This is a genomic window from Maribacter sp. 4U21 (assembly GCF_002742365.1).
Taxonomy (GTDB): domain Bacteria; phylum Bacteroidota; class Bacteroidia; order Flavobacteriales; family Flavobacteriaceae; genus Maribacter.
The window spans coordinates 81,420-107,974 of sequence record NZ_MDGN01000058.1 but is presented as its reverse complement, the minus strand read 5'-3'; the positions used below and the strand labels follow the sequence as shown (position 1 = coordinate 107,974).

Genomic DNA, 26,555 nt, shown 5'->3' with positions numbered 1-26,555 from the left:
TTTTTGTTGTAACAAAAAGAACCCTGTACACACTTATCTCGTAAGAACTACCAACCAAGCGTGAATAAAGAGCTGGAACATCAATTTGTGACGGAACTGCAGGACAATCAAAACATTGTTCACAAGGTCTGTACGTTGTATACAAACGACCGCGATTCTCATAACGATTTGTTTCAGGAAATAACCATTCAGCTGTGGAAGGCCTATCCAAAATTTAGGGGCGAAGCCAAATTTAGTACTTGGATGTACCGGGTTGCGTTGAATACGGCCATTACATTGTATAGAAAGTCTAAACGACGTGTTGACACGCAGGACTATGAGTCTGTAATTTATAAAATAAAAGCCGACGAATACGATGAGACGGAGGAACAACAGCTCAAGTTGATGTACAAGGCAGTTAGGCAGTTAGGAGATATTGACAAGGCCTTGGTCTTTATGTACTTGGAAGATAAAAATTATATGGAAATTTCTGAAACACTGGGGATTACAGAAGTAAATGCCAGAGTTAAGATGAACCGTATCAAAAACAAATTAAGAACCATTTTGAATCCATAAGGTTATGACGGATGAATTGGAATTATTAAAAAAAGACTGGCAAAAGAAAGAAATTGCCGTGCCTAAGCTATCCTATACCGAAATTCATAAAATGATTTGGAAGAAATCATCTTCTATTGTGAAGTGGATTTTGACCATAAGTATTCTTGAATTTACACTACCGCACCTATTATATCTCGTACCTTCTTGGCAAGATGGTTTGCAGGTTTATGAAAACATCGGCGTGTCCAAATATTTATTTGGTCTTTCTATTTTCTCCTACGGTATTGCAGCGTATTTCATTTTTCAGTTCTATCAGCGGTTCAAGGAAATATCCGTATTGGATAGTTCTAAGAATTTAATGAAGAAAATTATCAAGACCAGAAGAACGGTGAAACACTATGTTATTTTTTCCCTTTCCATGATTATGGTGACTATAATGGTCATGGTCATCGGTATTTACCTAAGTGAAGATATTGCCGCAGCATTTCCGGAGTTAAAAGATGGTTTGGACAAAGTTTCCCCAGAAAAACTAAGGATTACCTTAATGCTTACCATTGGTATTTTTGGAGTCTTATTAACACTCTTTATGGGCGGAGTGTATTTCTTATTATATGGTCTGCTATTACGTAAACTGAATAAAAACTACAAAGAATTAAAGCAGCTGGAAGTTTAACCGTTGCGCCATTTGCGCATTTTATTTTCTTCCTCGTAGGCCAATAGTTCCTTTTCCGAAATCACTTTTAGAAAAGACGGGTGCTGCTCTATGGCGTATTCTAATTTTTCAATGATGGCCTCGGTAGATTCGTTTTCGTAATCGATTTCCAACGGCTCCTTGATAACCATAGATTGAAGAATACCTTTTTTCTTAACCCGTAATCCTTTCTTATCAAATGAACGGCGAAAACCATCTATGACCACCGGTACCACTAAGGGCTTATATTTTTTAATAATGTGGGCCGTGCCTTTTCTAAGTGGCTTCCAAGGTGTGGTAGTTCCTTGCGGAAAAGTAATTACCCACCCATCTTCCAATGCGGTTCCGATATTTGAAATATCACTCATTTTTACCTGTCTGTTCACATCTTGGCCTTCTGACCTCCATGTTCGCTGAACACTTATAGACCCTGCGTAGGCCAAAATTTTGGTGAGCAAACTCTTCTTCATGGTCTCTGCAGCGGCCACGTAATACATATTTAATTTGGGCTGCCAAATATATCCTAGGTTTTTAATGGAATCTTCCCTGCCACTTAAACTAGCATTAAAGACATGGAACATGGCGACAACATCTGCGAAATAAGTTTGATGATTACTCACGAAAAGCACGTTCGTGTCCGGGAGACCCCTTATAATTTCCGAACCCTCAATATCCAAAGTATTAAAGCGTTTATAACGTTGGTGCGAGAGTAACGCTAGAACACGTATAAGCCACTTTTTTAGAAATAGGTTATGCCCAAAAGGGTTTTTCTTGAATAATCCCATAGACGCTAAAGTAGTAAATAGAGTTTTATAACACCTGCTTCAACAAGTCTTTTATCTCGCTCATCATCATTGCCGTAGCTCCCCAGACGATGTAATCGTTTAGTTTAAAGGCAGGTACTTCCATCTCGGAAGCATACGAAGTGCTTAATTTTTTTGAGACTACATTGTGGTCTTGTAAGAAATCTACTAAAGAAATTTCCAGTAGTGCCTCCACTTCAGATTCTTGTATCACAAATGGTTTGGGACTACGATAAAGACCAATGAAAGGTTGTACCTCAAAATTACTGGGTGGAATATAGACCTTGGTAATTTCCGAAATCACATTTACATTACTTGGGTGTACCCCCACTTCTTCATGGGTCTCCCTCAGAGCGGTTTCCATCAAGTCCCTATCCGTAGTTTCAACCTTTCCTCCGGGAAAGGCCACCTGGTTGGAATGTACTCCCTTATACGTTTTTCTAAGAATGCAAAGTATTTTAGTTTCATGGTTCGCATCTGGGTAAAAAAGTGCCATCACAGCCGCTTTTCTTGGATTTTTCTTTTTGAACTTATCTTTTAAAAGTTCTTCGATTCGCTCCTCGGGCGCCATTTTAAAGTGTGATGCCTCGCCTGGTAGCGAGAGATTTTTTATTTTTGATAACCTTGCTTCAAAAATGCTAAAATTCATGCGCTTACTATATTACTTTCTGACAATTACCGCTTTATTCATTCTTTGTTCAGGATGTAAAGATAGTCCGAAGAAATCAGAATCTGATGCAAAACAGCCAGTTACGACAATAGATTCCGTAAAACGGAAAGAAGAAAAGCTCGTGTCTGAAATTCAAAAGGATACCTTTAAGCTTACCGAAGAAAATGCCATTGATTTCTTTTTTGAATACCAGCAAAACTTAAAAACTACCAAAGTTAAAATGACCACTAAATTTGGAAGTTTTGTGATTCAACTCTACGATAATGTGCCCTATCATAAAGCAAACTTCATTTATCTTACGAAAAAAGGATATTTCGACTATACTCAGTTTCATAGAGTGGTCAAGGATTTTATAATTCAAGGTGGAAATTCTGACGATAAGAAAACAGCTCAAAAACGAAGGGACATTGGACGATACCTCTTACCTCCTGATACCAGAAAGGGTTACAGGCATCATCGTGGAACCGTATCCATGCCCAGTAGCGAGATAAATAACCCACATATGCTAGCTTCTCCCTACGAGTTTTTTATTGTAGTGACCAAACCTGGCTCTTATCATTTAGATGGTGACTTTACCCCGTTCGGGAAGGTCATAGAAGGGATGGACGTGGTTGATGAGATAAATAGCCAACCTGTGGGCAAAGGAGATTGGCCTTCGCAGAACATCTATATCCAGAAAGCGGAAGTTATGGAGTAGTTGATTCCTTCGAGTACGCTCAGGACAAGGGTTAATTCCTTCGACTACGCTCAAGACAAGGGTTGATGGTTAGAAAATATAATGAATTATCCATATTTTATTTTCTTTAACCTGCTTACGCCTACTAATTCCTAACTGATAACTATTGGCCACTGACCACTGACTAACAACTCCTAACTCCTATAAATATTAGGCAAGGAAATTCTGAACTTTACCGCTAAAATCCGCATTACGATTATGGATAGTATGGCCACAGAATAGGCATAGGTGCTGTTTATAGGAAATTGAATCAATAAAAAATAAAAAGCGCCTCCTAGAATACAGACCGTTGCGTATACTTCCTTTCTGAATATTACAGGAATTTCGTTGCATAGAATATCTCGTAACACACCTCCAAAACTGGCCGTAATCGTTCCTAGAGCGATGCACATTACTGGTAACAATCCGGCATCCAACCCTTTCTCTACCCCTATCAAAGTGTACAGACCTATTCCTATAGTATCGAATAAAAAGAGTGATTTCCTAAAATACTTTAGCTGCTTAACGAACAGTATGGCCAGGATCACAGTAGATAAAATAGTGATGACATAGGTGGCATCTCGCATCCAAACCACGGGCGTATTCCCAATGAGTAAATCGCGTAGTGTGCCCCCTCCGATTGAGGTTACAAAGGCTATAATTACCACTCCAAAGAAATCGAGGCGTTTTTCCATGGCCACCAACACTCCTGAAATTGCAAAGGCAATGGTTCCTAAAATATCGATGACCGTATAGAACATATTATAGTTGTTGGGTGTAGTAGTTGTAATCCTTGATAACGATATCCACAAAATCAATTGGCTTTAGGTCCGTTGAAATCTCAGCAACTTTTTTAATGCGGTTACTTAAAGACAGTACCACATTGTGGTTCCCATTTCGCTTGGCGCTATCATACAGATTCTTTATAGTCTGCATTTCATTATCCTTGAAAACAGTGACTTGTGGGAACTTTGGACTGTAATCCTCTGGTAACTCCCTTAAAAGGGTATCCTTTAGAAAAATACGTTTCTTTTCGCTAATTACGGTTGTGCCTGCTGCAATATCACCAACGCGCTGTCCTTTTCCTCGAATTAAGATGGTAAATACGGCGACACCCCCCGAACTAATGGATACATCTATTATTCTAAGTATCCATCTCACAAAATAACTGGAAAAACCAGCTTTGGTGCCATCTAACTTTACCACTCGCAACTTCATAAAACTTTTTCCTATGGTCTTTCCGTCCATAAAAGTTTCCAAAAGAAGGTAATACAAGAACGCTGGCAATCCTACGAGCATATAAATGGCCCATTGGTCTCCCAGATCTACATCTAAGGCTAATAAAAACCATATCATGAGCACATAATAGATGACGATTATCAGGGTGTCTATGATAAATGCCAACATACGGTCTCCCAAGTGAGCAGTGTTTTGGTCTATACTTATATTTTGGGCCGTTTCTATTTGAAATTGTTCCATTGTTTTGTTTCTTTGGTATAAACCCTTCTGTGAATGCGCGAAGCCGCCTTTGTAAAGCAAAATAAGGACAAATGGTCAACTTTTGAAAGCGCTTTGGCTAACAAAACGAATCTGGAGCCAGATGTATTGTCCAATTTGTATATAGAAATAACGGATCACCTTAGCTACGTCAAGACTTTTTATCCGGCTAGTAATACGGCACATTATCTAAATTCTTTAGCGTCCCAGGCGCATCAAAAAATATATAGGACCAAAAGAGAGCCGAAAAATAGAATCATAAGTTTTTGGAAAGTAGAATTCCCCATGATGTTCAAACAGCATCATCGCGAACTGCTCATCGCGTTTTTAGTGTTCTTTTTCTTCTCTTTCGTCGGGGCCTTTTCAGCCGCCAACGAGGGGGATTTTGTCCGTTCCATTCTTGGAGATGCCTATGTAAATATGACGCTTGAAAATATTGAGAAAGGTGACCCCATGGCCGTTTACAAGCAAATGGGAGAGTTCAACATGTTTTTAGGCATCACCATCAATAATATAAGGGTAGCTTTAATGGCCTTTGTCTACGGAATTATGTTAGGCGTGGGCACATTGATGATAATGTTGCAAAATGGTATCATGTTGGGTAGTTTTCAATATTTCTTTTACGAAAAAGGATTGCTTTGGGAATCCGTTAGAACTATTTGGATTCATGGCACCATTGAGATTTCAGTAATCATCATTGCGGGCTGTGCAGGCTTGGTCTTGGCCAATGGTATGCTCTTTCCTGGAACATACTCCCGTTTGGAATCCTTTAAAAGAGGTATTAAAAATGGTTTGAAAATTATGATAAGTACCATACCGTTCTTTATTATTGCAGGTTTTTTAGAGGGCTTTGTAACCCGCCATACCGAAATGCCAGATGGACTCGCCATATTCATAATTTTAGCCTCTTTGGCACTAATTCTTTTTTATTACGTTATATATCCATACCAAATACACAAGAAAATACCATCACATGAAAACTGATTATATAGAGTTTAAAAAACAGCGCGAACTTGGGGATATACTTTCGGACACTTTCGCTTTTCTCAGGGCAGAGTTTAAACCCTTCTTTACCACCTATTTCAAAATTGTAGGCCCCTTTTTACTCGTAATGATTTTAGCGCTTGCCGCTTACCTCTATTTCGTAGGAAATATAGCTAATATCATGATGTTCAATTCGGGTAACGAGGCGGCTAATTTGGCAACTATTTTTATCATTGGCCTAGTGTACATACTTTCCATTATGGCCGTGTATACCATGTCGCAATCCACGGTATTGCATTATATTAAGTCCTACTCCAACGGAAAAGGCACTACAGATTTTGATACAGTCCAAAAAGAAGTCTACGGTAGTTTTTGGAACTTCATAGGACTCGGAATTATGGTGGGACTTTCCGTAATGGTAGGGTTTATCTGTTGTATTATTCCTGGAATATACCTCTATGTTCCTTTGGCACTTTCTTTCTCCGTTCTAGTATTTAATAGAATGGGAGCTTCTGACGCCTACAGTTATAGTTTTACCCTAGTAAAGGATGAATGGTGGATGACCTTTGCGACCTTTTTTGTAATCGGAATTATTGTAGCAATTGCCTCTTACGCCTTCGCGCTACCCACGGCCATATACCAATGGATGAAGATGGGTATCTTCTCGGGTGAGATGGATGCCGAGAATATGTTGGATATTTTTAAGGACCCGATTTATATTCTTTTAAATATAGTAGGTACTATAGGTCAATTTCTACTGAACCTCATCTCCGTTATCGCTGGAGTCTTTATCTATTTTAATCTCAACGAGAAAAAGAACTTTACCGGTACCTATGAACAAATTGAGAATCTCGGTAAAACTTCTGATAACTAACGATGCCCAAAGGTCTTCTGTATCTAACCGTCTTTCTACTCTCTTTAAGCAGCTTTTGTCAAAAGGATTCTTTAGCGCTTAATTACGATAAGACTAAAATAGTACAGAAAGAAATTTCAGCTCAAGATATAGAAGTCTATAAAAATGACCCCAATTTTAATTATGAGGTTGTACAAAACGATGCTCCCGAATGGTGGATAGCCTTTAAAAATTGGGCCGGAAACCTACTCATCCGTTTTTTTGAATGGCTTTTTGGTGTCAATAAGGCGTCCGGAGCACTGAATCTCTTTTTAGAGTTCTTACCCTATGTGTTGCTGGCGGTACTACTATTTATTCTTGTAAAATTCTTCCTTAACGTCAATGCGCGCGCTATTAGTTATGCCAAGAAGAACCAAGCCACCATGGCCATGTCCGAAGAGGAGCATATCATTAAAAACGAAAATATTCAAAAGCTCATTCAGGAAGCCTTGGCCAATAACAATTACCGTCTTGCCGTTCGTTATTACTACCTGTTCATATTGCAAATAATGACAGAAAAGGAGTTAATAGATTGGCAAATACAGAAGACGAACGAAGACTATCTTAAGGAACTAAAACAAGAAAGACTACAGCATCCCTTTAAAGATATTACGCGACTGTACGACTATATCTGGTATGGGGAATTTCCTATGGACCATGAAAAATACCAAAAGGCAGAAAGCTCGTTTTCAACCTTAAAACAACTCTTGTCCAATGGGTAAAAAAGGCATTGCTTATATTATTATTGCACTGGTTACCTTAGGTGCCATACTCCTGCTACAATATACTAAACCAAAGGATATTAATTGGTTTGAATCCTATGTTCGGTCCCACAAAATACCGTACGGAACCCTAGTCTTTAACGAGCTTATGGAAACGAAACTATTTCCAGGTAAAACAAAGCAATTGCAGGTTCCGCCTTTTGAATTCCTTTCCAAAAATAATGGGGTAAAGGGAACCTACGTTTTCATTAATAATTCTGTACAATTTCAAGAAGCGGAGCTACATCTAATTCTGGACTGGGTGGCTCAAGGAAATTCCCTGTTCATAGCCTCCGAAGGTTTCGAAAAAAAATTAAGGGATACCCTGAATTTTGAAACCGCGACGCATTATGGCGGATTCGAAGTAGGTCAAGAACAGGACCATCAGCTTGTAAACCCGTTTTTAGAGAAAAGTGAACCCTACCGCTACCGAAAGGACAACGCTATGCGCTATTTTAAGACCATAGATACTTTAAAATCTACCATTGTCGGCGTAGTTAATTTTCCCAACGAGGAAGAAGAACAACCCGAGGTCGTTTCGGTTATAAAGACACCCTTTGGGAAAGGAGAGATAGTTTTATCCACTTTTCCCAAGGCCTTTACAAATTATTTTATTTTAGAAAAAGAAAACAAATCCTACACAGCCGGTCTGGCTTCCTATTTTAAGGGAGATGAAACCATATATTTAGACAATCATTACAAAAGCGGTAAAACCTTTTACACTTCCCCAATGCACATTTTTTTAAACACCAAAGAATTGAAATGGGCATACTATCTGGCGCTTATCGGTGTGCTTGTCTACGTGGTCTTTGAAGGCAAACGTAAGCAACGTGCCATACCGGTGGTAACGCCGTTACAAAATCAGACCCTGGCCTTTACACGGACCATTTCTGATATGTATTTTGAAAAAGGAGACCAAAAAGCTATCGTAGAGCACAAAATAAATTACTTTCTAGATTACCTGCGTACCAAGTACTATCTAGGGAATATAGCCAACGAAGAGGATTTTTATAAAAATTTAGCTGCTCGCAGCAACTATTCTCTGGATGAGACCAAGAAGCTATTTGGCTTTATGGAAAAACTTAGGGAGCATCCTCAAATAACTGATAATGAACTGATACAACTGAACAAACGCATTCAAAAATTTAAATCTGAAACAGATGGAAAATAAGGAAGAAAATACAACCGACTTAAATTTTGACGCTAGAATACCTTTGGCAGATCTACAAAAAGCAGTGGCCGATATAAAACAGGAGTTGGCAAAGGTAATTATAGGTCAAGATAATTTTATAGAGTTATTGATCGTATCCCTTTTGGTTGACGGCCATGTACTCATAGAAGGAGTGCCCGGGGTTGCAAAGACGATTACCGCAAAGCTGTTTGCTAAAACCCTAAAGACCGATTTTAGCCGTATTCAATTTACGCCGGACCTTATGCCGAGCGATATTCTTGGGACTTCTATTTTCAACGTTAAGTCTTCAGAATTTGAATTTAAAAAAGGGCCTATTTTCTCTAATATTATCCTCATAGATGAAATTAACAGGGCTCCGGCCAAAACACAGGCTGCCATGTTCGAAACCATGGAAGAAAGACAGGTAACCATGGACGGTACCACCTATACGATGGAATCTCCGTTTATGGTATTAGCTACTCAAAACCCAATAGAACAGGAAGGTACCTATGCCCTACCCGAAGCACAATTAGACCGTTTTCTATTTAAAATAAAAGTTTCCTATCCAGAAACCGAAGAAGAAATCCTGATTCTGAAATCTCACCACGAAAGAAAAGGTGCCTTACCACAGACCAAGGTTAAAGACATCCTTAGTCCTACAAAGTTAAAAACATTCAAAGCACAAATCCAGGATATTATAGTAGAAGAAAAGATATTCAAGTACATAGCGGAGGTAGTCTCTAAAACAAGGAATCATCCACATTTGTATTTGGGAGGCTCCCCAAGGGCATCTATCGCAACCCTAAATAGTGCAAAGGCCTTTGCCGCAATAAACGGAAGGGATTTTGTTACTCCAGAAGATGTAAAAAAAGCCTTGGTTCCCGTACTAAACCACAGGGTTATTTTAACACCGGAAAGAGAAATGGAAGGAATATCCACCGAAAATGTTATAAAGATGATTACCGAAAGTGTGGAAATCCCAAGATAAATGAAGTTTTTAAAAGCACTTTATATTCATAATGCGTTCTTTACGTATATCGCAGTGCTTTGCGCTAGCTTCATCCTATCGTATTGGATATCTGACATATACCCAATAGCTTGGCTTCTTACCTTGGTACTACTTGGACTTTTTTTGTTCGATATTTTTATTTTGTTCAGTTCTTCAGAAAGTATTAAAGCACAAAGGGCCCTTCCTAAAAAACTATCGAATAGTGATGTTAATCCGATACAAATTCAGTTTGAAAGTTTTTATCCTTTCAAAACCCATATTACCATCATTGATGAACTACCCGTGCAATTTCAAAAGCGCGACTTTAATTACAGCACTGTGGCGATAAAGGGTGAAAAAAAACAATTTGATTACAGCGTAAGACCAGTTGACCGAGGAGAATATTTCTTTGGGAATTTAAATGTTTACGCCTCATCACCCCTACGAATTATAAAAAGGAGATTTGTATTTCAGAAAGACCAAATGGTTCCGGTCTATCCGTCCATTATTCAAATGCAGCAATACGACTTTCTCGCTATTAGTAATCGTTTAAGTGAAATAGGACTAAAAAAGATTCGAAAGATTGGTCATACCCAAGAATTTGAGCAGATTAAAGACTATGTACGAGGGGATGACATCAGGACTTTAAATTGGAAAGCAACAGCAAAACGAAACCAACTTATGGTCAATCAATATCAGGACGAAAAATCACAACCGGTATATTCTATTATTGATACGGGCAGGGTAATGAAAATGCCTTTTAACGGTCTTAAATTATTGGATTATGCCATCAATAGCGCTCTTGCCTTTTCTAATGTGACTTTGAAGAGAAACGATAAAACGGGATTGATATCTTTTTCAAAACAGATAGAAAATTTTGTTCCTGCCGTTCAAAAAATAACACATTTAAATACTATTTTAGAAAAGCTTTACCGCATAGATACCGCTTTTACAGACGCCGATTTTGGACTTTTATATGGTCTTGTCAAAAGAAAAGTAAACCACCGAAGTTTATTGCTCCTTTACACGAATTTTGAGCATATGTCTTCCCTAAAACGACAATTACCCTATTTGTTGGGTCTTGCTAAAAAGCATGTCCTAGTGGTCATTTTCTTTCAGAATTCAGAGCTAGAATCCCTCATAGATGAGGATGCCGAGGACCTGCAGGCCATTTACCACAAAACCATTGCAGAAAAATTTTACCTAGAAAAAAAATTGATGCAAAAAGAGTTACAGAAATACGGTATACAGACCATACTTACCAGGCCGGAAGAATTGACGATAAACACTATAAACAAGTATTTAGAAATAAAGGCCAGAGGTATCCTATAAGCCGTTACTTAGAATATAATTTGCTTGTATCGCAGCCGTGATACTTCCTGAAGCATTTACCGGGTCCACATTTAAGGATTCAAAAACGATTGGCGGACAACCGCAATTTTTACGACTACGTGCCCTTCTTCTATTTTTTAAAAGTAAGTCAAGAGCTAGTCCGGAAATGACTCCACCCAAAGTCGTGAAAAGCACATCCTCGGTTTCCCATTGAGCACCCCTGTTGATGTCGTAGGTCTCTTTCGCCAAACCAGCAGCTAAGCTACTGCCAACAGCGCCCGCCCATGTCCAACCGCGTTGCCCATTAAAGATTTTATGCGCTGCATAGCCTCCAACGGCTCCTATGGCCACACCTGCTCCCAAATGTTTGGCGGCATTTTCCACTTGCTGGGCATGACTATTTCTATGATATGTTAAAAATACCAAGAGTAAAAGCGTTATTCTAGTTAACATAATGGGGGATTTTTAAAACTTGTTATACCTACAAAACAATTAAATTACACAATACCCTACCATAAATAACAATTTGTGAATTTCATCTAAAAAACACTACTTTTTAACGAACAACACTAAACGAAATCCTGTAATAAAGAACAAATTTTTACGACTATATTTTGATAAAATAAAGCAGTATGAAAACGATATATCACAACGCAGATACAAGAGGACATGCCAATCACGGATGGTTAAACTCCTATCATAGTTTTAGTTTTGCCAATTACCACAATCCTGAGCGAATGAATTTTGGAACGCTCCGAGTACTTAATGATGATACCGTTGCCGCAGGTAAAGGTTTTGGCACCCATCCACACCGCAATATGGAAATTATATCGATCCCGTTAAAAGGAGATTTAAAACATATGGATGATATGGGCAATGCTACCGTTATCAAAGAAGGAGATATTCAAGTAATGAGCGCGGGCACCGGTATTTCCCACAGCGAGTTCAATAACAGTAATAATTCAGAAGTAAAGTTCCTTCAGATTTGGGTTATCCCAAAAACGCAAAATGTAGCTCCAAGATATGACCAAGTGCAGCTCAAAAAGCTTGCGCAGGGTACTGATTTTTATCAAATCCTTTCACCCCATAAAGATGACCAAGGCGTTTGGATTCATCAAGATGCGTGGTTTCATATTGGTGAATTCACGGAAGAAAAAACCACAGTATATTCGGTTAATAAAAAAGGTAATGGAGCCTATATTTTTGTTCTTGACGGAGAAGTTACCATAGAAGAACAAAAATTAAAGGAGAGGGATGGTCTTGGCGTATGGGAAACTACCGATTTTGAAATAAAAGCCCAGAAAAATTCAAGAATTTTGGTCATGGAAGTCCCCATGCATTTTTAAAACTATTACTAAGGATTTTTGATACTTAAAAGCTATTAGTTCTTATGAAAAGTGCTAATAGCTTTTTCTGTCTTCTAAAGGAGTTCGTATATTTAAAGAAATTCCAACCAAATATGAAACTGCTTAAAAAGTTAATTGCCCTAATCGGTATTCTATTCGTAATCCTTATTGCCTACCTTAGCTTTAATGCACTAAATTTTGAATCCAAACAAATAAAAGTTGCTGCATTAGACGCACCCCAAATTGACAAGGCAGCCATTCAGAATTTTTCGAAAGCACTTCAGATTAAAACTGTTTCTCCAGAAAATTTAGCAGATTTTGATTCCTTGGAATTTCAAAAATTTGCCACTTTCGTTTCTGACACCTACCCCTTGATGGACTCCTTGCTAGAAAAGAAAATGTTCAACTCCTTTAGTCACTTATACCATTGGAAAGGAACGGACCCTTCCTTAAAACCTGTAGTGATGATGGGGCATTTGGACGTTGTTCCCGTCATAGAGAAAAACCTGCCAGAATGGAAAGTTGCGCCCTTTGGCGGCGAAATCAAAAATGATACGATCTGGGGACGGGGTGCCATAGATGACAAAGTCGGTGTAATTGGCATTATGGAAGCGGTAGAACTGCTTTTAAAAAAGGGCTACACCCCTAAAAGAAGTTTTTACTTTGCATTTGGTCATGATGAAGAGATAGGCGGACGACAAGGAGCAGTGGCCATGGCCACATATCTCAAGGAAAAAGGCGTAAAAGCGGAATTTGTCGTTGATGAAGGTGGTGTTATAGCAGACGGACTCGTTCCTGATATCACCAAAGAGGTAGCTTTAATAGGTACCGCGGAAAAAGGATACCTTACACTAAATCTTGCGGTTAAGATTGAAGGCGGCCATTCCTCCATGCCAGGGAAAGAAACTGCAATCGACGTTATGTCCACCGCTATCGCCAAATTAAAGAACAATCCGTTACCAGCTAAAATCACCGTTCCCCTAGAAGGATTTATGAATTATCTAGGTCCAGAGATGCCTTTTATCAATAAAATGATTTTTGCCAATAAAGGCCTTTTAGAACCCTTTGTACTGAACCTCTATGAAAAGAGTCCCTCTGGTAATGCCCTTATACGAACAACGACTTCCCCGACTATATTTAACAGTGGTATAAAAGATAATATCATACCACAAAGAGCAAATGCCACGGTAAATTTTAGAGTGCTTCCAGAAACAACGATAGAAGATGTCATTGCCCATGTGAAGAATGTTATCGCAGATGACCGCATTACACTCACAAAAGGAAGCACCTCTGCGGAAGCGTCCAAACTTTCCAGAACAGATTCGTTCGGATTTTCTACCTTGAACAAGACCATCTTAGAACTATATCCAGAGGTTCTGGTCTCTCCCAATTTAGTCGTTGGTGCAACAGACTCAAGGCATTTTAGGGATATTTCCGATGATATCTACCGCTTTTCTCCTATTCACTTGAATAACGATACTAAAAAATCATTTCATGGTCTAAACGAGCGCTTAGCAGTAGAGGATTTTTATGACAGCATTCGTTTTTACACACAGTTTATCAAGAATAGTGACCAACCAAATAATTAAAGCTTAACCTAGCAGACGTAAAATTGTACGAATGAACAAAGTTGTTGCCTATTTTAAATCGAAAATTGGAAAAGACTCTTCTGATTCCATATCGCCGTTGATGAAGTGGTTGAATCCTACCTTGCTCAGTGCGGAAGAGGGTGAGTTAGAATTCTCTCATCTTATACGTGATGAGATGACCAACCCCGTAGGTATTCTACATGGCGGTATTACCGCCGCTATCATTGACGATGCCATAGGTGCCGCCGTCTATTCCCTAAACAATAGCCATATTTATACCACAGTAAATCTAGCGGTAGATTACTTTAGTTCAGCTAGAGCTGGTGAAATCGTTATAGCCCAAACAGTTATGGTTAAAAAGGGAAACCAAATTATGAATGTTGAGTGTTTGGTCTGGAACAATGACAAGTCCCGATTAATCGCTAAGGGACATTCCAATCTAATCAAAACTAAAGTAGAAATTCCCAAAAAGTAAAGAATAGGTAGTTAGGTAAAGGCAATAAGCACATCTAGGAAATATGCATAAAAACAGAAGAACTTTTTTAAAAAATATGGGTTTAGGTGTAGCCGGAACCCTAGCGCTACCTGCACAAAGTTGGTCTAATAGTAAAGCTCCCTTACAATCCGCTATTAACGAGCTTCATCAATTTCCCGATAAAAATTTAGAGAATTATTGGGAAACTGTTGCCAAACAATTCCAATTTGCCGAAGGGGTCAAATACTTCAATAATGCATCCTTGGGAGCCTGCCCTTACCCTATAAGAAAAGCCACTAATACGTTCAGGGACACCCTAGACGATTTTCCTTCGAAATATATGTGGGGTGGTTGGGGTGAAGAAAAGGAAGCTACCCGCCAGAAGGTGGCCTCCGTTTTTAGCGTATCAGAAGAAGAAATCGCTTTAATACACAATACCACGGAAGGGATGAACCTTATTGCGCAGAGCCTACGATTAGAGCCTGGGGACGAAGTTATTCTATCTGATCATGAACATGCAAGTGCAGTTGTGCCATGGACTGTATGGCAAGCATCCAAAGGAATTAAGCTCATAAGGCCTACGTTACCCATCCTACCTAAAACTAAAGAAGAGATTTTAGCCATTTTCAAGGCAGCGATTAGACCACGAACAAAAGTAATATCGCTCTGTCATATTGTAAACACCAACGGAATGATGCTGCCCATAAAGGAAATTTCAAAAATGGCGCATGAAAACGGTGTTTTGGTGGCTGTAGATGGCGCCCAAGGAGCAGGTATGGTAAAAACCGATCTAAGAGAAATGGATTGCGACTTTTATACCGTTAGCGCCCACAAGTGGTTATTTGCTCCAAAAGGAATCGGTATTTTCTATGCTAAAAAAGAACAGCAGGAACTACTTAAACCATTAATCGTAGCTCGTGGCTATAAAGATCCGAGTATAAGAAGACTAGAAAATTATAATACACGGAATTTACCGGAATTATTAGGGCTAGGAGCTGCAATTGATTACCGAAATAGTATTGGTGAAGATAGAATTCACAAACGAACCTATGAATTAAAAGACTATTTCCTGAAGACCATAGAAAGCAGTGACCTTATTGTAACTAAAACGCCTTCGTCAAATGACCTCTCTGCCGGAATACAAGTGGTAGAAATTAAAGGAAAGGATGTACAAGCGGTAAAAGAAGAACTCTTCAATGACTTCGGTATAGATTCTAGACCCATGTCTAAATTTGGATTAAATGCAGTGCGACTTTCATTCGCCATATTCATAACAAAGAAGGATATTGACCATCTGGTAACAGCACTTAAAACCATAGCTAAAACCTGAAAAGGTATAGAAAAAAGACTGTCACTTATGCAGTTATGTTTATCTATCCAATACCGGTGTTATTTCCAAGCTTCTAAATTCTACAGGACCATGGTCCCCTTGAATCATAATTGGTCCTGGTGCAGCTTCATCGTTATCTAGTGCACCTCCGGTCATACCAAGAATATTCTGTTCGGAGATAATGGTCTTGCCGTTGGCCACTATAGTGATATTCCTTCCTAATAGCGTAATATCATAGGTCTGCCATTCTCCCGGCTCTTTGGCCATGTTCGTGTTCGGTGTAAGTAATCCGTAAACACCACCAAAATAGATGGATGATGGCTCTAGACCCTTATTATCGGCAATCTGAATTTCATAACGCCCACGAAGATACAAACCACTATTACTGCCCTTAGGGTATCTGAATTCTGCATGAAGCTTAAAATCCGTAAATTTTTCTTGGGAAATGAGATTAATTCCGGGTTTAGGACTTGTCAAAATTCCATCGACCACTTCCCATTGGTTACTACCGTCCGTTTTCCAACCGTCTAAATTTTTTCCATTAAAGAGCTTTTGGGTTTTTCCAAATTTAGGATTGGCTATGGTATTCAATTTGGGAGCTGCAACCGCTGTCCAGTTATAGGTCTTTCCATCCGTATATATCATAGTCCCTTCAAGCCCCGCTCCCACTCTTTTACCTTGGAACTCCATGTCGGAGGCACCTGGCTCCCATTGCGGCGGAATTGAAAAGTAAAACAAATCGCCGTATTTCTTTACCTCTGCGATTGGTCTCGCACTTCCAAAAGCATAGGTAAACCTACCTATTAAAGTGTTGTTACCGGAATGTCGTATTTCTAGCCATGACGGTAATTTTTCTCCTTCTTGATCAATAGTCAGATTCCATCTTCCTTCTAGGGGGTGTCCCTCTTGCGCAGAAATAATTGTTGGACTAAAAGAAGTTATTACAACTGCCAGCAAAAAGTATCTTTTCATATGTATTGATTTTTTTCAAATATACTATTAAGTTGGAAAAATCATACGGCTATAAGAACCGGGCCGTGCCGGTAACATTAAACGCTACCCTTTTTTGCAATTTACGCCAATAGTGCAATTCAAAATAAAATGACGTTTGCAAGATGCTGCGGACCGTCCTAAAAACGATGTGATTTCCCAGTGGCACGAACAGCCAATTTGTACTCCTCCATCATTTCACGGATAATTTCACCTGCTGGTTTAATATCGTGGATTAAAGCGGATACTTGTCCAATCTCTAACTCGCCCTCATCCAAGTCTCCTTCGAACATCCCTTTCTTGGCTCTTGCTCTTCCTAATAACTGTTTTAATTCCTCTGTAGAAGCACCATTGGCATAAGCTTCTTGCACTGATTGGTAGAACTTGTTTTTCAAAAGCCGAACTGGGGCCAGTTCTTTCAAAGTTAAATGGGTATCACCCTCTTTTGCATCTATTATAGATTCCTTAAAATTATCATGAGACGAGGCTTCTATACTTGCTACAAATCTACTACCTACTTGTACTGCATCAGCTCCTAATATCATGGTGGCCAGCATGGCCTTACCTGTGGCAATGCCTCCAGCGGCTATTAAAGGTATTTCGAGTCTTTCCTTTACGGCAGGAATCAGAACCAAGGTCGTAGTTTCTTCCCGACCGTTATGTCCACCGGCCTCAAAACCTTCTGCTACTACCGCATCAACACCGGCGTCTTGCGCTTTAAGGGCAAACTTAACACTACTGACCACATGCACTACGGTAATTCCGTTCTCTTTTAAGAATGCCGTCCACGTTTTAGGGTTTCCTGCGGAAGTAAAAACGATTTTAACCTTTTGGCTTACTATAATATCCATCAACTTTTCAATATCCGAATAAAGCATTGGTATATTTACCGCAAAGGGCTTTTCGGTCGCCTGTTTACATTTTTGAATATGTTCTCGTAATACATCGGGATACATACTTCCTGCCCCAATTATACCTAACCCGCCCGCATTGGAAACAGCGGAAGCCAAACGCCAGCCACTAGCCCAAATCATTCCGCCTTGAATAATAGGATACTGTATATTGAAGAGTTCGGTAATTCTATTTTTCATTGGTTACCTTTTTTGCTGTCTTTGAAAAATGCCCCTTAACTATCAAGATATAACACCAGAACCTACGAGCTCGTCCTCTATATACCATGCAACGAACTGACCTTCCTGTATGGCGGACTGTTCTTCTGCAAAATCTACATAAAGACCGCCTTCTATTTTATATAGGATGGCTTCTTCCAAAAGTTGCCGGTACCTTATTCGTGCCATGACTTTTAAGGAGCCATCGGTTTTTAACTTCAAATCTGGACGTACCCAGTGTAATTCTTCATCCTTTACGAACAAGGTTCTTCTATAAAGACCGGGATGAGATTTACCCTCACCCGTATAAATTACATTATCGGTAACATCGGTTTCAATGACGAACAAAGGTTCTTTTGTACCGCCCACGTGTAGACCTTTACGTTGCCCCTTTGTAAAATAATGTGCTCCTTGATGCTCGCCTACCACGGCACCGTCTGCGATGCTATATTGAGGTTTACTTGCATAAAAAGCCAATTCTTCTTGCTTGTTGTTAAAATTAGGAACTGTTCTGCGGTAGGCATCAACGGTGTGGGGGACTTGTATGATTTTTCCCTTTTTTGGCTTTAATTGTTGTTGTAAAAATTCCGGAAGTCGCACTTTACCTATAAAACATAGCCCTTGAGAATCTTTTTTATCCGCCGTTATCAAATTCATTTCAGCGGCGATTTCTCGCACCTGCGGTTTGGTTAATTCACCTATAGGAAATAAGGTCTTGGACAATTGTTCCTGTGATAATTGACATAAGAAATAAGATTGGTCCTTATTGCTATCCTTACCCGACAAAAGCTGATAGATCTTACTTCCATCAGGGCGTTCAATGGCGCCTTTTCTACAGTAATGACCCGTAGCCACATAGTCAGCACCCAACTGTAGTGCTATCTTCATAAAAACATCAAACTTAATTTCTCTGTTACAAAGTACATCAGGATTGGGAGTTCTTCCCATCTCATATTCCCTAAACATATAATCAACGATACGCTCTTTATACTCCGCACTTAAATCCACTGTTTGAAACGGAATACCCAATTTCTCCGCAACGATTAATGCGTCGTTACTATCCTCTAGCCAAGGGCATTCCTCGGAAATGGTTACGGAATCATCATGCCAATTCTTCATGAATAGTCCTATGACCTCGTATCCTTGCTTTTTTAAAAGATAAGCGGCAACACTAGAATCTACACCTCCGGAAAGTCCAATAACAACTTTTTTCATCTTCCCCTTTTGTCGGTACAAAAATACAAAATTACAGTGCATTAGAAGACACTGTAACCTATTCCGTATAACGAAATCAATATGTTCATTTTAAACCTTATGTCATGGTTGCATTATCATTTTAGCACAATCCTGAACAAATATTTTCCTTGTTGCAGGCAAATTCCGCTCTGGGCAACTTCACATGTGCTCTATCTATTTGGAAAAGAACTCAAAAGATTCATTTCTGTTAAACTTCTGTGAAATTTCAATAAACAAAATCAACCTTAAGAATACTATAACATCTTTCCCTATATAAAAACTGTTTATTTATATTCTGAAATAATTAAACAATAATAATCTAAATCCTTAAAAGTAGTTCTATGAAAACATTACCCAGAATTTTAAAATCTACCATTTGTGCGTTCCTCTTAATATTCGCTGCCTCTTGTAGCGATGACGATCAGGATCAAGGACCTGAAATAGTACCTGGTTCTAACATCGTTGAAACCGCCCAAGCTAATAATTCTTTAAGTAGCTTAGTAGCAGCACTTTCGAAGGCTGATGAAAGTGATGATAATGACCTTATAACTTTACTAAGTACAGAAGGTGCCGTATATACGGTATTAGCTCCTTCCAATGAAGCTTTCACAGCTTTACTCGGACGTTTAGATGGATTTGATTCTTTAGACGATTTTAATACGACACAACTTCAGAATTTACTCGCTACGATACTCACTTATCATGTCGTTGGCGGGGCTGCGGTTCCTTCTTCTGAATTAACGGAGGGACTAACAATTACTACCGCACAGGGAGAACAATTGACCGTTAGCCTTGAAGGCGGTGCTTCATTTACCGATGCAGCAGGAGAAGCAGCTTTCGTAACTACTGCCGATGTGACTACGAACAATGGAATTGTTCATGTTATTGATAAGGTATTAATACCTCAAGCAGCATTAGATGCATTAGAAGGTGTTCTTTTAAGTTCTATAACAGACTTGGCCATAGCTACACCGACATTAAGTAATTTAGTTGCAGCACTGCAAGCGGCAGACGGCGATTTACCTAATGTTTTAGATGGCGCAGGACCTTTTACGGTTTTCGCTCCAACGGACGATGCGTTCGCAGCCTTCCTAGAGGCCAATAATTTCGCGACCCTAGCGGATGTTCCTGTAGACGTATTAACACAAGTTCTACTGAACCATGTTGTTAGCGGTACAAATATGTCTTCTGACTTAGCTACAGGTTATGTATCATCACTTTCTACAGCGGGACCTGAAGGCGCAAACCTTAGTATGTTTATAGATGTGTCCGACGGTGTTGTCGTAAATGGAGTATCCTCAGTTACTAATGCCGATATTAAAGCAAGTAACGGTGTAGTACATATCGTAGATGCGGTTATAGGTCTTCCCAATATTGTTGATCATGCATTGGCAAATTCAGAATTGACCTCTCTTGTAGGTGCTTTAACCGACGGTGGAAATACGACCTTCACTACTCTATTATCTGATGCTGACGAAGTATTTACCGTATTCGCTCCAGTCAATGCTGCTTTTACAGCATTTACCAATCCAAACGGAAACGATATTAATAATGTATTGTCCAATCACGTAATTCAAGGTGCTGCCGCAGTATCCACAGGATTAACCAATAGTTATATTAGCTCTTTGGGTACTAATGTGGATGGGGACAACCTAAGTATGTACGTTAATACAGATGATGGGGTAAGACTTAACGGAACGAGTAGTGTGGCCATTGCAGATGTTATTGCTACTAATGGTGTAATCCATGCAGTTGATGCGGTCATAGATTTACCATCGGTGGTTACTTTTGCTGTAGCTGACCCTAATTTTACGACTTTAGTAAGTGCATTGACAGAATTAACACCAGATACTGATTTCGCAGGAATCCTATCAAGAACAGAAGGTGGAAATATGGACAATATAAATCCGGATTTTACTGTATTTGCACCAACAAATGAAGCATTCGAGGCATTGTCCGAAATACCCGAGGAAGCTGTCTTGACCCAAGTATTGTTACATCACGTAGTAGCTGGAGCTAACGTAAGGTCTGGAGATTTGAATGCTGATGGAACTACAGCCGCTACAACTCTTGAAGGAGACGCAATTACGATAACCTTGCCAGGCTCAGGTGACAACATTGCCGACGTAACCGATGGTTCGGGAACTACGGATATAGGCATCATAGCGGTAGACGTGCAAGCCAACAACGGCGTCGTTCATGTCTTGAACAAAGTTATGATTCCGGATACGACGAATTAATAGTTAATATAAAGTCAAATTCTCAAAGCCGCTTCTTGCGGCTTTTTTTTATGTGCATCATTGAAACGGATTCGTTTCACTAGCACTAGAATGATGACCAATCAAACCACGTCATCCTTAAACAAATATCCCTAATTCGCGATAAATACTGTTGTATTGTCTTACAATTGAGCTTTTTGTTTAAGCTTTTTGTTAAACTTTTGTAAAATTTAAATAAACAAAAGCAACCCTTTCTACTTTTGACACTCTTGTTAAAAAGAATATAGAAAAAGTGATTAAATTCATTTTTTGTGTTCAAAATTCAATTTTTTTAGATTATGACTCCACTTTTTTATTGAATTAGCAAAAAATAAAAAAATATCATTTGAATCATTTGTTCTATTTAAAAAACAATTAATTAAACATTTTACCTAAAACACACATTATGAAAAAAGTAGTATCCTTTAAAAGTTTGTTAGCCCTGCTAGCAATAGTTTTCTTGGCCTGGTCCTGTGACAAGGACGACAACGATGAAGTAGCCAAAACGTTTGATGAAAAAAATATTGTTGAGACCGCACAGGGACAAGAAGCCCTAGCGGCATTAGTTTCAGCATTAACTACTGCAGATAATACTGAAGGAACCGATTTAGTAGGAACTTTAAGCGGAGATGGCCCCTTCACAGTTTTCGCCCCCACAAATGATGCCTTTGAAAATTTATTGGCCTCACTGGACGGGTTCGAATCTCTTGCGGATTTTGATACGGATGAAGAACGTGCCATACTAACAACTATCCTTACTTATCATGTTATTTCTGGTGTGGCTGCAAAATCTACGGATTTGAGTGCAGGACAAAAGCTAGGAACCGCACAAGGAGAAGAGTTAACGGTAAATCTTGCAGGTGGTGTCTTTATCCAAGATGCTACGGAAGTTGATGCTGAAGTTGTTATCGCAGACGTTGAAGCCAGTAACGGAGTAGTACATGTTATAAATAAAGTTATGGTTCCTCAGGCTATCATCGATGCCTTGAATGAAGGAGAAATGACTAATGAGACTGGTACCCTTGTAGATGTGGTTGTCGCAACCGAAGCACTATCCATATTGGAAGCCGCTGTCATTAAAGCAGATTTGGCTGCAACTCTAAGTAGTGAAGGTCCTTTTACCGTTTTTGCTCCCACGGACGATGCTTTCGTTGCACTTTTAGATATTTTAGGAGATGATTATAATGGGTTGGACGATTTTGACACGGAAGAAGAAATAGCCTTGTTAAAAGACATCTTATTGTATCATGTTTTAGCTGCAGAGGTAAAGGCTGCGGATTTAGCAGCTGGTTCCGTACCGACAGCACTTGCGGACAATTCAATTGAAGTTATCGCTTCCGGTGACACTTTTGTCATTGGTGATGCTTCTGAAACAAACGCTAATATTACTGCAACGGATATCATGGCTTCCAATGGTGTAGCGCATACGATCGACAAAGTTTTATTACCACAGTCTGCAATCGATTTTGTAGCTAGCCTTCAGTTAAAGACCATAGTGGATACAGCAGTTGCTTCAGACGACTTAAGTCTTTTAGTTGATGCTTTAGTTCAGGCAGATGCAGGACTAGCTGAAACCTTGAGTGGTGACGGACCATTTACAGTATTTGCTCCAACTAACGCGGCTTTTGCAGCTTTGTTAGATGTTTTAGGTGACGATTTTAACAGTTTGGCTGATTTTGATACAGAGGAAGAAAAAGCACTTCTTGTTAAGGTATTGACGTATCACGTAGTTGCTGGTGCAGCCGCTTTCTCTACAGATTTAAGCGATGGACAAATGATTGAAACTTTCCAAGGTGAAAACGTTGGAGTAAGTTTAAATGGCGGTGTATTTATAACCGATGCTACAGAAACTAATGCTGAAGTAGTTATCGCTGATGTAGAAGCTAGCAACGGTGTTGTACATGTAATAAACAAAGTCCTTTTACCACAAGAAGTACTGGATGCTCTAGCGGCCATGAGCCTACAAACAATCGTAGAAATTGCTGTTGCAACCGATGATTTAAGTCTTTTAGTAAGTGCTTTAGGACAAGCTGATGCTGGTTTAGTGGAAACATTGAGTGGTGACGGACCTTTTACAGTATTTGCTCCGACAAATGCAGCATTCGTGGAATTATTGGATATCTTAGGAGATGACTATAGCAGTTTAGCAGATTTTGATACTGACGAAGAAAAATCACTCCTTGTAAGTGTGTTAACATATCACGTCGTTGCGGGAACTGCCGCTTTTTCAACTGACTTAAGCGATGGTCAAAACATCACTACCTTCCAAGGAGAGGATGTTTCCATTAATATTAAAGACGGTACAGTTCATATAGATGACGCTACCGATGAAAATGCTACAGTTGTCCTTGCGGATGTTGAAGCTAGTAACGGAGTAGTACACGTTATTGATAAAGTATTATTACCGCAAGCTGTTTTAGATGCATTGACTCCTGCCGTACCCAATATTGTTGAGACCGCGCAAAGTGTAGATGACTTAAGTTTATTGGTAGATGCCTTGATTCAGGCAGATGCTGGTCTAGTAGACGTACTTAGTGGTGACGGACCATTTACTGTTTTTGCTCCTACAAATGCAGCTTTCGCTGATTTATTGAATGCTTTGGGAGATGATTTCCACAGCCTTGCTGATTTTGATACGGATGAGGAAAAAGCCCTATTAGCTAAAGTACTTACGTATCATGTAGCTGCAGGCGCTGCGGTGGCTTCGGGAGATTTACAAAATCATCAAGAAATTGGTACTGTACAGGGAGAATCTGTTTTTCCAATATTGAACCATGGCGTTCAAATACGTGACAAAACAGATGTTGATGCTAACGTTACCCTGGCGGATGTAATGGCGAGCAACGGAATCGTACATGTCATAGATAAAGTGTTATTACCACAAGAAGTATTGGATATTTTAAGTCCTCCTTCTCACTAGTATATAACAGTATAAATTTTAAAACCTCTCAACAACTTGAGAGGTTTTTTTGTGTAATTATTTTTTCAAACATCAGAAGTAGATTAGTTAGCATACAAATAAGTGCTCTTTACAACTCATATTTTTTTTAAGAGGTAATTAGAATCATATTTACATCCCCAAATCTTACCAAACCAATCCTTAATCATTGGCAAAAGCCTCTGGATTATCCAGAGGCTTTTCTTTATTGCGTAATAAACAAGATTAGAATGCTTCAAGGCTTAGCTCAAAAGCACACACCTTGTTTTCCTTTTAAATACTCTTAGGAGTGCCCTGAGTTATTTAATAAATAAGAGTATCTAATTATTTCTTTTTCTGAGCTTCCGCCTGCTCCATCATCTCACGCATCTTTCGCTGAAATTTATTCTCCTTTTTAGGCTTCTTTTTATTCTCCTGTATTTGCGCATGAATCTTATCGTTATCTAAGATAAAATTCTTGATCACCAACATAATTCCAATAGTAATTAAGTTGGAAACAAAGTAGTACAAACTTAATCCACTTGCATAATTATTAAAGAAGAATAACATCATAAAGGGCATTAAGTACATAATGAACTTCATGTTGGGCATACCGGGCTGTGTTGGCATATTCTGCCCAGTAGTCATCATCATATAAAAGAAAATAGCTACGGATGCCAAAATTGGAAACAGACTAATATGGTCACCATAGAAGGGTATTGAAAAACCTTCTGGAAACTGATAGATGGTATCAAAGGAAGAAAGATCATCTGCCCATAAAAACGACTTTTGGCGCAATGCAAAAGATGTTGGGAAAAACATGAACAACGCATAGAATATAGGCATCTGAAGAAATGCCGGCACACAACCACTCATTGGGCTAACACCAGCTTTACCATACAATTTCATGGTTTCCTGTTGCTTTTTCATGGCATTGTCCTTATACTTTTCTCCAAGCTCTGTAATCTCTGGCTTCAACACTTTCATCTTAGCTTGTGACAGATACGATTTATACGTAACCGGAGACATGGCCAAACGCACCAAAATGGTCATGATAATGATAGCGATACCTGCAGGTAGCATTCCCCCTAGGAAAGAGTAAAAAGGCGTAAAAATATAGCGATTGATCCATCCGAAAATTCCCCACCCAAATGGTATAGAGTCCTCCAGTCCCAAATCTTCATATTTTGACAAGACCTCAACATCGGTTGGGCCAAAATACCAGTGCATATTTTGAGAAAGTTCACCTCCTTTAACTTCAAGGGGTAAAACTGAGGCATACTCTTTAGTAAAACCAAAAGTCCTACTCTCTTCCTCCACTAAATTTTTTGACTCTAACGCTCCAGTTTCAAAGGGCTCCTTAGTCGCCAGAATAGAGCTAAAAAAGTGCTGTCTATAAGATATCCATTTAATATCCTCTTCCGTTTCCTCATCATCACTACCTTCAGAGAGTTTACTTATCTTACCATCTTCATGATTGTAAGTGAGACGCGTATATCTATTTTCATATACTATGCTTTTGGAATGTCTTATACCTTTTAACTGCCAGTCTAAGGTTACAGGCTTACTATCGTTCATAACCCTGTCCAGACCTTGGCTACGTATTGTAAAATCTACCAAGTAGTCATCCGGTTTCATTTCATAACGGTATTCCAAGTATTGGTTGTTGGAAACTTTTGCTTTCAATGAAAGCACTTGGTTGTTATCCGAATTACTTAAGCTTGGTTCAAAATACAGATCCTTGGTATTCAACACCCTGTTGTCCGTGGTAGAGAAATTAAGCCCAAAAGAGGAATTTCCATCTTTAATTAGGTACACCGGAATAGAATCATAGGTGACAAAATTCTTCATCTTTGCCTCTATAATGTGTCCTCCCTTATTACTTATCTCTAAATAAAGTACTTCGTTTTGAAGAACGGTCGTTGCCGCAGAGGGCGCCGTAAAGCCGAATGCCCCTATTTGACTTTTGTAATTTGCAACTGCCGTAGAATCGTTTAAATTAAGTACTGGCGCTTCCGCTACTACCTCTTTATCTATATTTTCTTCTTGTGCCGCCTTAGCCTCTACCTGCTCTTGTTTCGCCTGTTCTTCTAGCTCTTCTGGGGTAGGCTTGTTCTGATAAAACATGAAAATCAATATGCCAAAAATCAGTACAAAACCGATTATGGAATTCACGTCCAATTTCTTTTCTTCCATCTAAAATATCTTATAGGTAAGGTAATTGTTTGGTTTTCAGAGAGCAAATATATGCCCAAATCGATAGT

Annotated in this window: 24 protein-coding genes; 15 read left to right on the top strand and 9 right to left on the bottom strand. The window is 39.1% G+C overall.

What is annotated here, in order from left to right; genetic code table 11:
- The first annotated feature begins 60 nt into the window (after positions 1–60).
- Together BFP77_RS12775 and BFP77_RS12770 are read left to right on the top strand one after the other, a co-directional pair.
- Complete coding sequence (locus BFP77_RS12775) at positions 61–555, top strand: RNA polymerase sigma factor (protein ID WP_099574416.1); 495 nt, start codon at positions 61–63, stop codon at positions 553–555.
- Positions 556–559: 4 nt separating this feature from the next.
- The gene (locus BFP77_RS12770; protein ID WP_099574415.1) at positions 560–1,210 is read left to right on the top strand and encodes a hypothetical protein; all 651 of its coding nucleotides are present in this window, start codon (positions 560–562) and stop codon (positions 1,208–1,210) included.
- Here the strand turns inward: BFP77_RS12770 and BFP77_RS12765 are convergent.
- The gene (locus BFP77_RS12765; protein ID WP_099574414.1) at positions 1,207–2,013 is read right to left on the bottom strand and encodes a lysophospholipid acyltransferase family protein; all 807 of its coding nucleotides are present in this window, start codon (positions 2,011–2,013) and stop codon (positions 1,207–1,209) included. The genes BFP77_RS12770 and BFP77_RS12765 overlap by 4 nt on opposite strands.
- Before the next feature lie 25 nt (positions 2,014–2,038).
- Positions 2,039–2,680: an NUDIX hydrolase gene (locus BFP77_RS12760; protein ID WP_099574413.1), complete on the bottom strand. Its 642-nt coding sequence runs from the start codon at positions 2,678–2,680 to the stop codon at positions 2,039–2,041.
- On the opposite strand from BFP77_RS12760, the gene BFP77_RS12755 reads away from it, so the two are divergent.
- Positions 2,679–3,398 (top strand): peptidylprolyl isomerase, encoded by a 720-nt coding sequence (locus BFP77_RS12755; protein WP_099574495.1) that lies wholly within the window; start codon positions 2,679–2,681, stop codon positions 3,396–3,398. The genes BFP77_RS12760 and BFP77_RS12755 overlap by 2 nt on opposite strands.
- A gap of 173 nt (positions 3,399–3,571) precedes the next feature.
- On the opposite strand, the gene BFP77_RS12750 is transcribed toward BFP77_RS12755, so the two are convergent.
- Positions 3,572–4,177 (bottom strand): trimeric intracellular cation channel family protein, encoded by a 606-nt coding sequence (locus BFP77_RS12750; RefSeq protein ID WP_099574412.1) that lies wholly within the window; start codon positions 4,175–4,177, stop codon positions 3,572–3,574.
- Position 4,178: 1 nt separating this feature from the next.
- Positions 4,179–4,895, bottom strand: coding sequence for an RDD family protein (locus tag BFP77_RS12745; protein ID WP_099574411.1), 717 nt, complete (start codon positions 4,893–4,895; stop codon positions 4,179–4,181).
- A gap of 33 nt (positions 4,896–4,928) precedes the next feature.
- Here BFP77_RS12745 and BFP77_RS12740 point away from each other — a divergent pair, with 33 nt between their 5' ends.
- From BFP77_RS12740 to BFP77_RS12715, 6 genes are read left to right on the top strand one after another with little or no spacing between them, the layout of a single operon-like run.
- Positions 4,929–5,897 (top strand): stage II sporulation protein M, encoded by a 969-nt coding sequence (locus tag BFP77_RS12740; RefSeq protein WP_099574410.1) that lies wholly within the window; start codon positions 4,929–4,931, stop codon positions 5,895–5,897.
- The gene (locus BFP77_RS12735; RefSeq protein ID WP_099574409.1) at positions 5,887–6,771 is read left to right on the top strand and encodes a hypothetical protein; all 885 of its coding nucleotides are present in this window, start codon (positions 5,887–5,889) and stop codon (positions 6,769–6,771) included. Before BFP77_RS12740 ends, BFP77_RS12735 begins: the two co-directional genes overlap by 11 nt.
- A 2-nt stretch (positions 6,772–6,773) precedes the next feature.
- Positions 6,774–7,511, top strand: a complete 738-nt coding sequence (locus BFP77_RS12730; RefSeq protein ID WP_099574408.1) for a DUF4129 domain-containing protein — start codon at positions 6,774–6,776, stop codon at positions 7,509–7,511.
- Positions 7,504–8,721, top strand: a complete 1,218-nt coding sequence (locus BFP77_RS12725; protein ID WP_099574407.1) for a DUF4350 domain-containing protein — start codon at positions 7,504–7,506, stop codon at positions 8,719–8,721. Before BFP77_RS12730 ends, BFP77_RS12725 begins: the two co-directional genes overlap by 8 nt.
- Positions 8,711–9,709, top strand: a complete 999-nt coding sequence (locus BFP77_RS12720) for an AAA family ATPase (RefSeq protein WP_099574406.1) — start codon at positions 8,711–8,713, stop codon at positions 9,707–9,709. The genes BFP77_RS12725 and BFP77_RS12720 overlap by 11 nt, the downstream gene beginning before the upstream one ends.
- Complete coding sequence (locus tag BFP77_RS12715; protein ID WP_099574405.1) at positions 9,710–11,041, top strand: DUF58 domain-containing protein; 1,332 nt, start codon at positions 9,710–9,712, stop codon at positions 11,039–11,041. It begins immediately after the preceding gene.
- On the opposite strand, the gene BFP77_RS12710 is transcribed toward BFP77_RS12715, so the two are convergent.
- Positions 11,036–11,494, bottom strand: a complete 459-nt coding sequence (locus BFP77_RS12710) for a hypothetical protein (protein ID WP_099574404.1) — start codon at positions 11,492–11,494, stop codon at positions 11,036–11,038. The two genes, BFP77_RS12715 and BFP77_RS12710, sit on opposite strands and share 6 nt — an antisense overlap.
- A 179-nt stretch (positions 11,495–11,673) precedes the next feature.
- Between BFP77_RS12710 and BFP77_RS12705 the strand changes: the two genes are divergently transcribed.
- The 4 genes from BFP77_RS12705 (at position 11,674) to BFP77_RS12690 (ending at position 15,781) form a co-directional block, all read left to right on the top strand.
- Positions 11,674–12,387 carry a pirin family protein gene (locus tag BFP77_RS12705; protein WP_099574403.1) on the top strand — a complete coding sequence of 238 codons (714 nt, stop codon included), beginning with the start codon at positions 11,674–11,676 and terminating at the stop codon, positions 12,385–12,387.
- Positions 12,388–12,431: 44 nt separating this feature from the next.
- A complete protein-coding gene (locus tag BFP77_RS12700; protein ID WP_257212965.1) occupies positions 12,432–13,976 on the top strand; it encodes a M20 family peptidase in 1,545 nt (514 codons plus the stop codon).
- A 31-nt stretch (positions 13,977–14,007) separates the two neighbouring features.
- On the top strand, positions 14,008–14,451 hold the full coding sequence (locus BFP77_RS12695) for a PaaI family thioesterase (protein ID WP_099574402.1): 444 nt from the start codon (positions 14,008–14,010) through the stop codon (positions 14,449–14,451).
- Between the two features lie 76 nt (positions 14,452–14,527).
- Positions 14,528–15,781: an aminotransferase class V-fold PLP-dependent enzyme gene (locus tag BFP77_RS12690; RefSeq protein ID WP_099574401.1), complete on the top strand. Its 1,254-nt coding sequence runs from the start codon at positions 14,528–14,530 to the stop codon at positions 15,779–15,781.
- Between the two features lie 39 nt (positions 15,782–15,820).
- Here the strand turns inward: BFP77_RS12690 and BFP77_RS12685 are convergent, their stop codons facing one another.
- The 3 genes from BFP77_RS12685 to mnmA all read right to left on the bottom strand — a co-directional run bounded on the left by BFP77_RS12685 (position 15,821) and on the right by mnmA (position 19,137).
- On the bottom strand, positions 15,821–16,753 hold the full coding sequence (locus tag BFP77_RS12685; RefSeq protein ID WP_099574400.1) for a 3-keto-disaccharide hydrolase: 933 nt from the start codon (positions 16,751–16,753) through the stop codon (positions 15,821–15,823).
- Positions 16,754–16,911: 158 nt separating this feature from the next.
- Positions 16,912–17,862 carry an NAD(P)H-dependent flavin oxidoreductase gene (locus BFP77_RS12680; protein ID WP_099574399.1) on the bottom strand — a complete coding sequence of 317 codons (951 nt, stop codon included), beginning with the start codon at positions 17,860–17,862 and terminating at the stop codon, positions 16,912–16,914.
- Positions 17,863–17,904: 42 nt separating this feature from the next.
- On the bottom strand, positions 17,905–19,137 hold the full coding sequence (gene mnmA / locus BFP77_RS12675) for a tRNA 2-thiouridine(34) synthase MnmA (RefSeq protein WP_099574398.1): 1,233 nt from the start codon (positions 19,135–19,137) through the stop codon (positions 17,905–17,907).
- A gap of 320 nt (positions 19,138–19,457) precedes the next feature.
- On the opposite strand from mnmA, the gene BFP77_RS12670 reads away from it, so the two are divergent.
- On the top strand, positions 19,458–21,356 hold the full coding sequence (locus BFP77_RS12670) for a fasciclin domain-containing protein (protein ID WP_099574397.1): 1,899 nt from the start codon (positions 19,458–19,460) through the stop codon (positions 21,354–21,356).
- Between the two features lie 424 nt (positions 21,357–21,780).
- The gene (locus BFP77_RS12665) at positions 21,781–24,294 is read left to right on the top strand and encodes a fasciclin domain-containing protein (protein ID WP_099574396.1); all 2,514 of its coding nucleotides are present in this window, start codon (positions 21,781–21,783) and stop codon (positions 24,292–24,294) included.
- Between the two features lie 342 nt (positions 24,295–24,636).
- Here BFP77_RS12665 and yidC read toward each other — a convergent pair whose 3' ends face one another.
- A complete protein-coding gene (gene yidC, locus BFP77_RS12660; protein ID WP_099574395.1) occupies positions 24,637–26,487 on the bottom strand; it encodes a membrane protein insertase YidC in 1,851 nt (616 codons plus the stop codon).
- Positions 26,488–26,555: the final 68 nt, after the last annotated feature.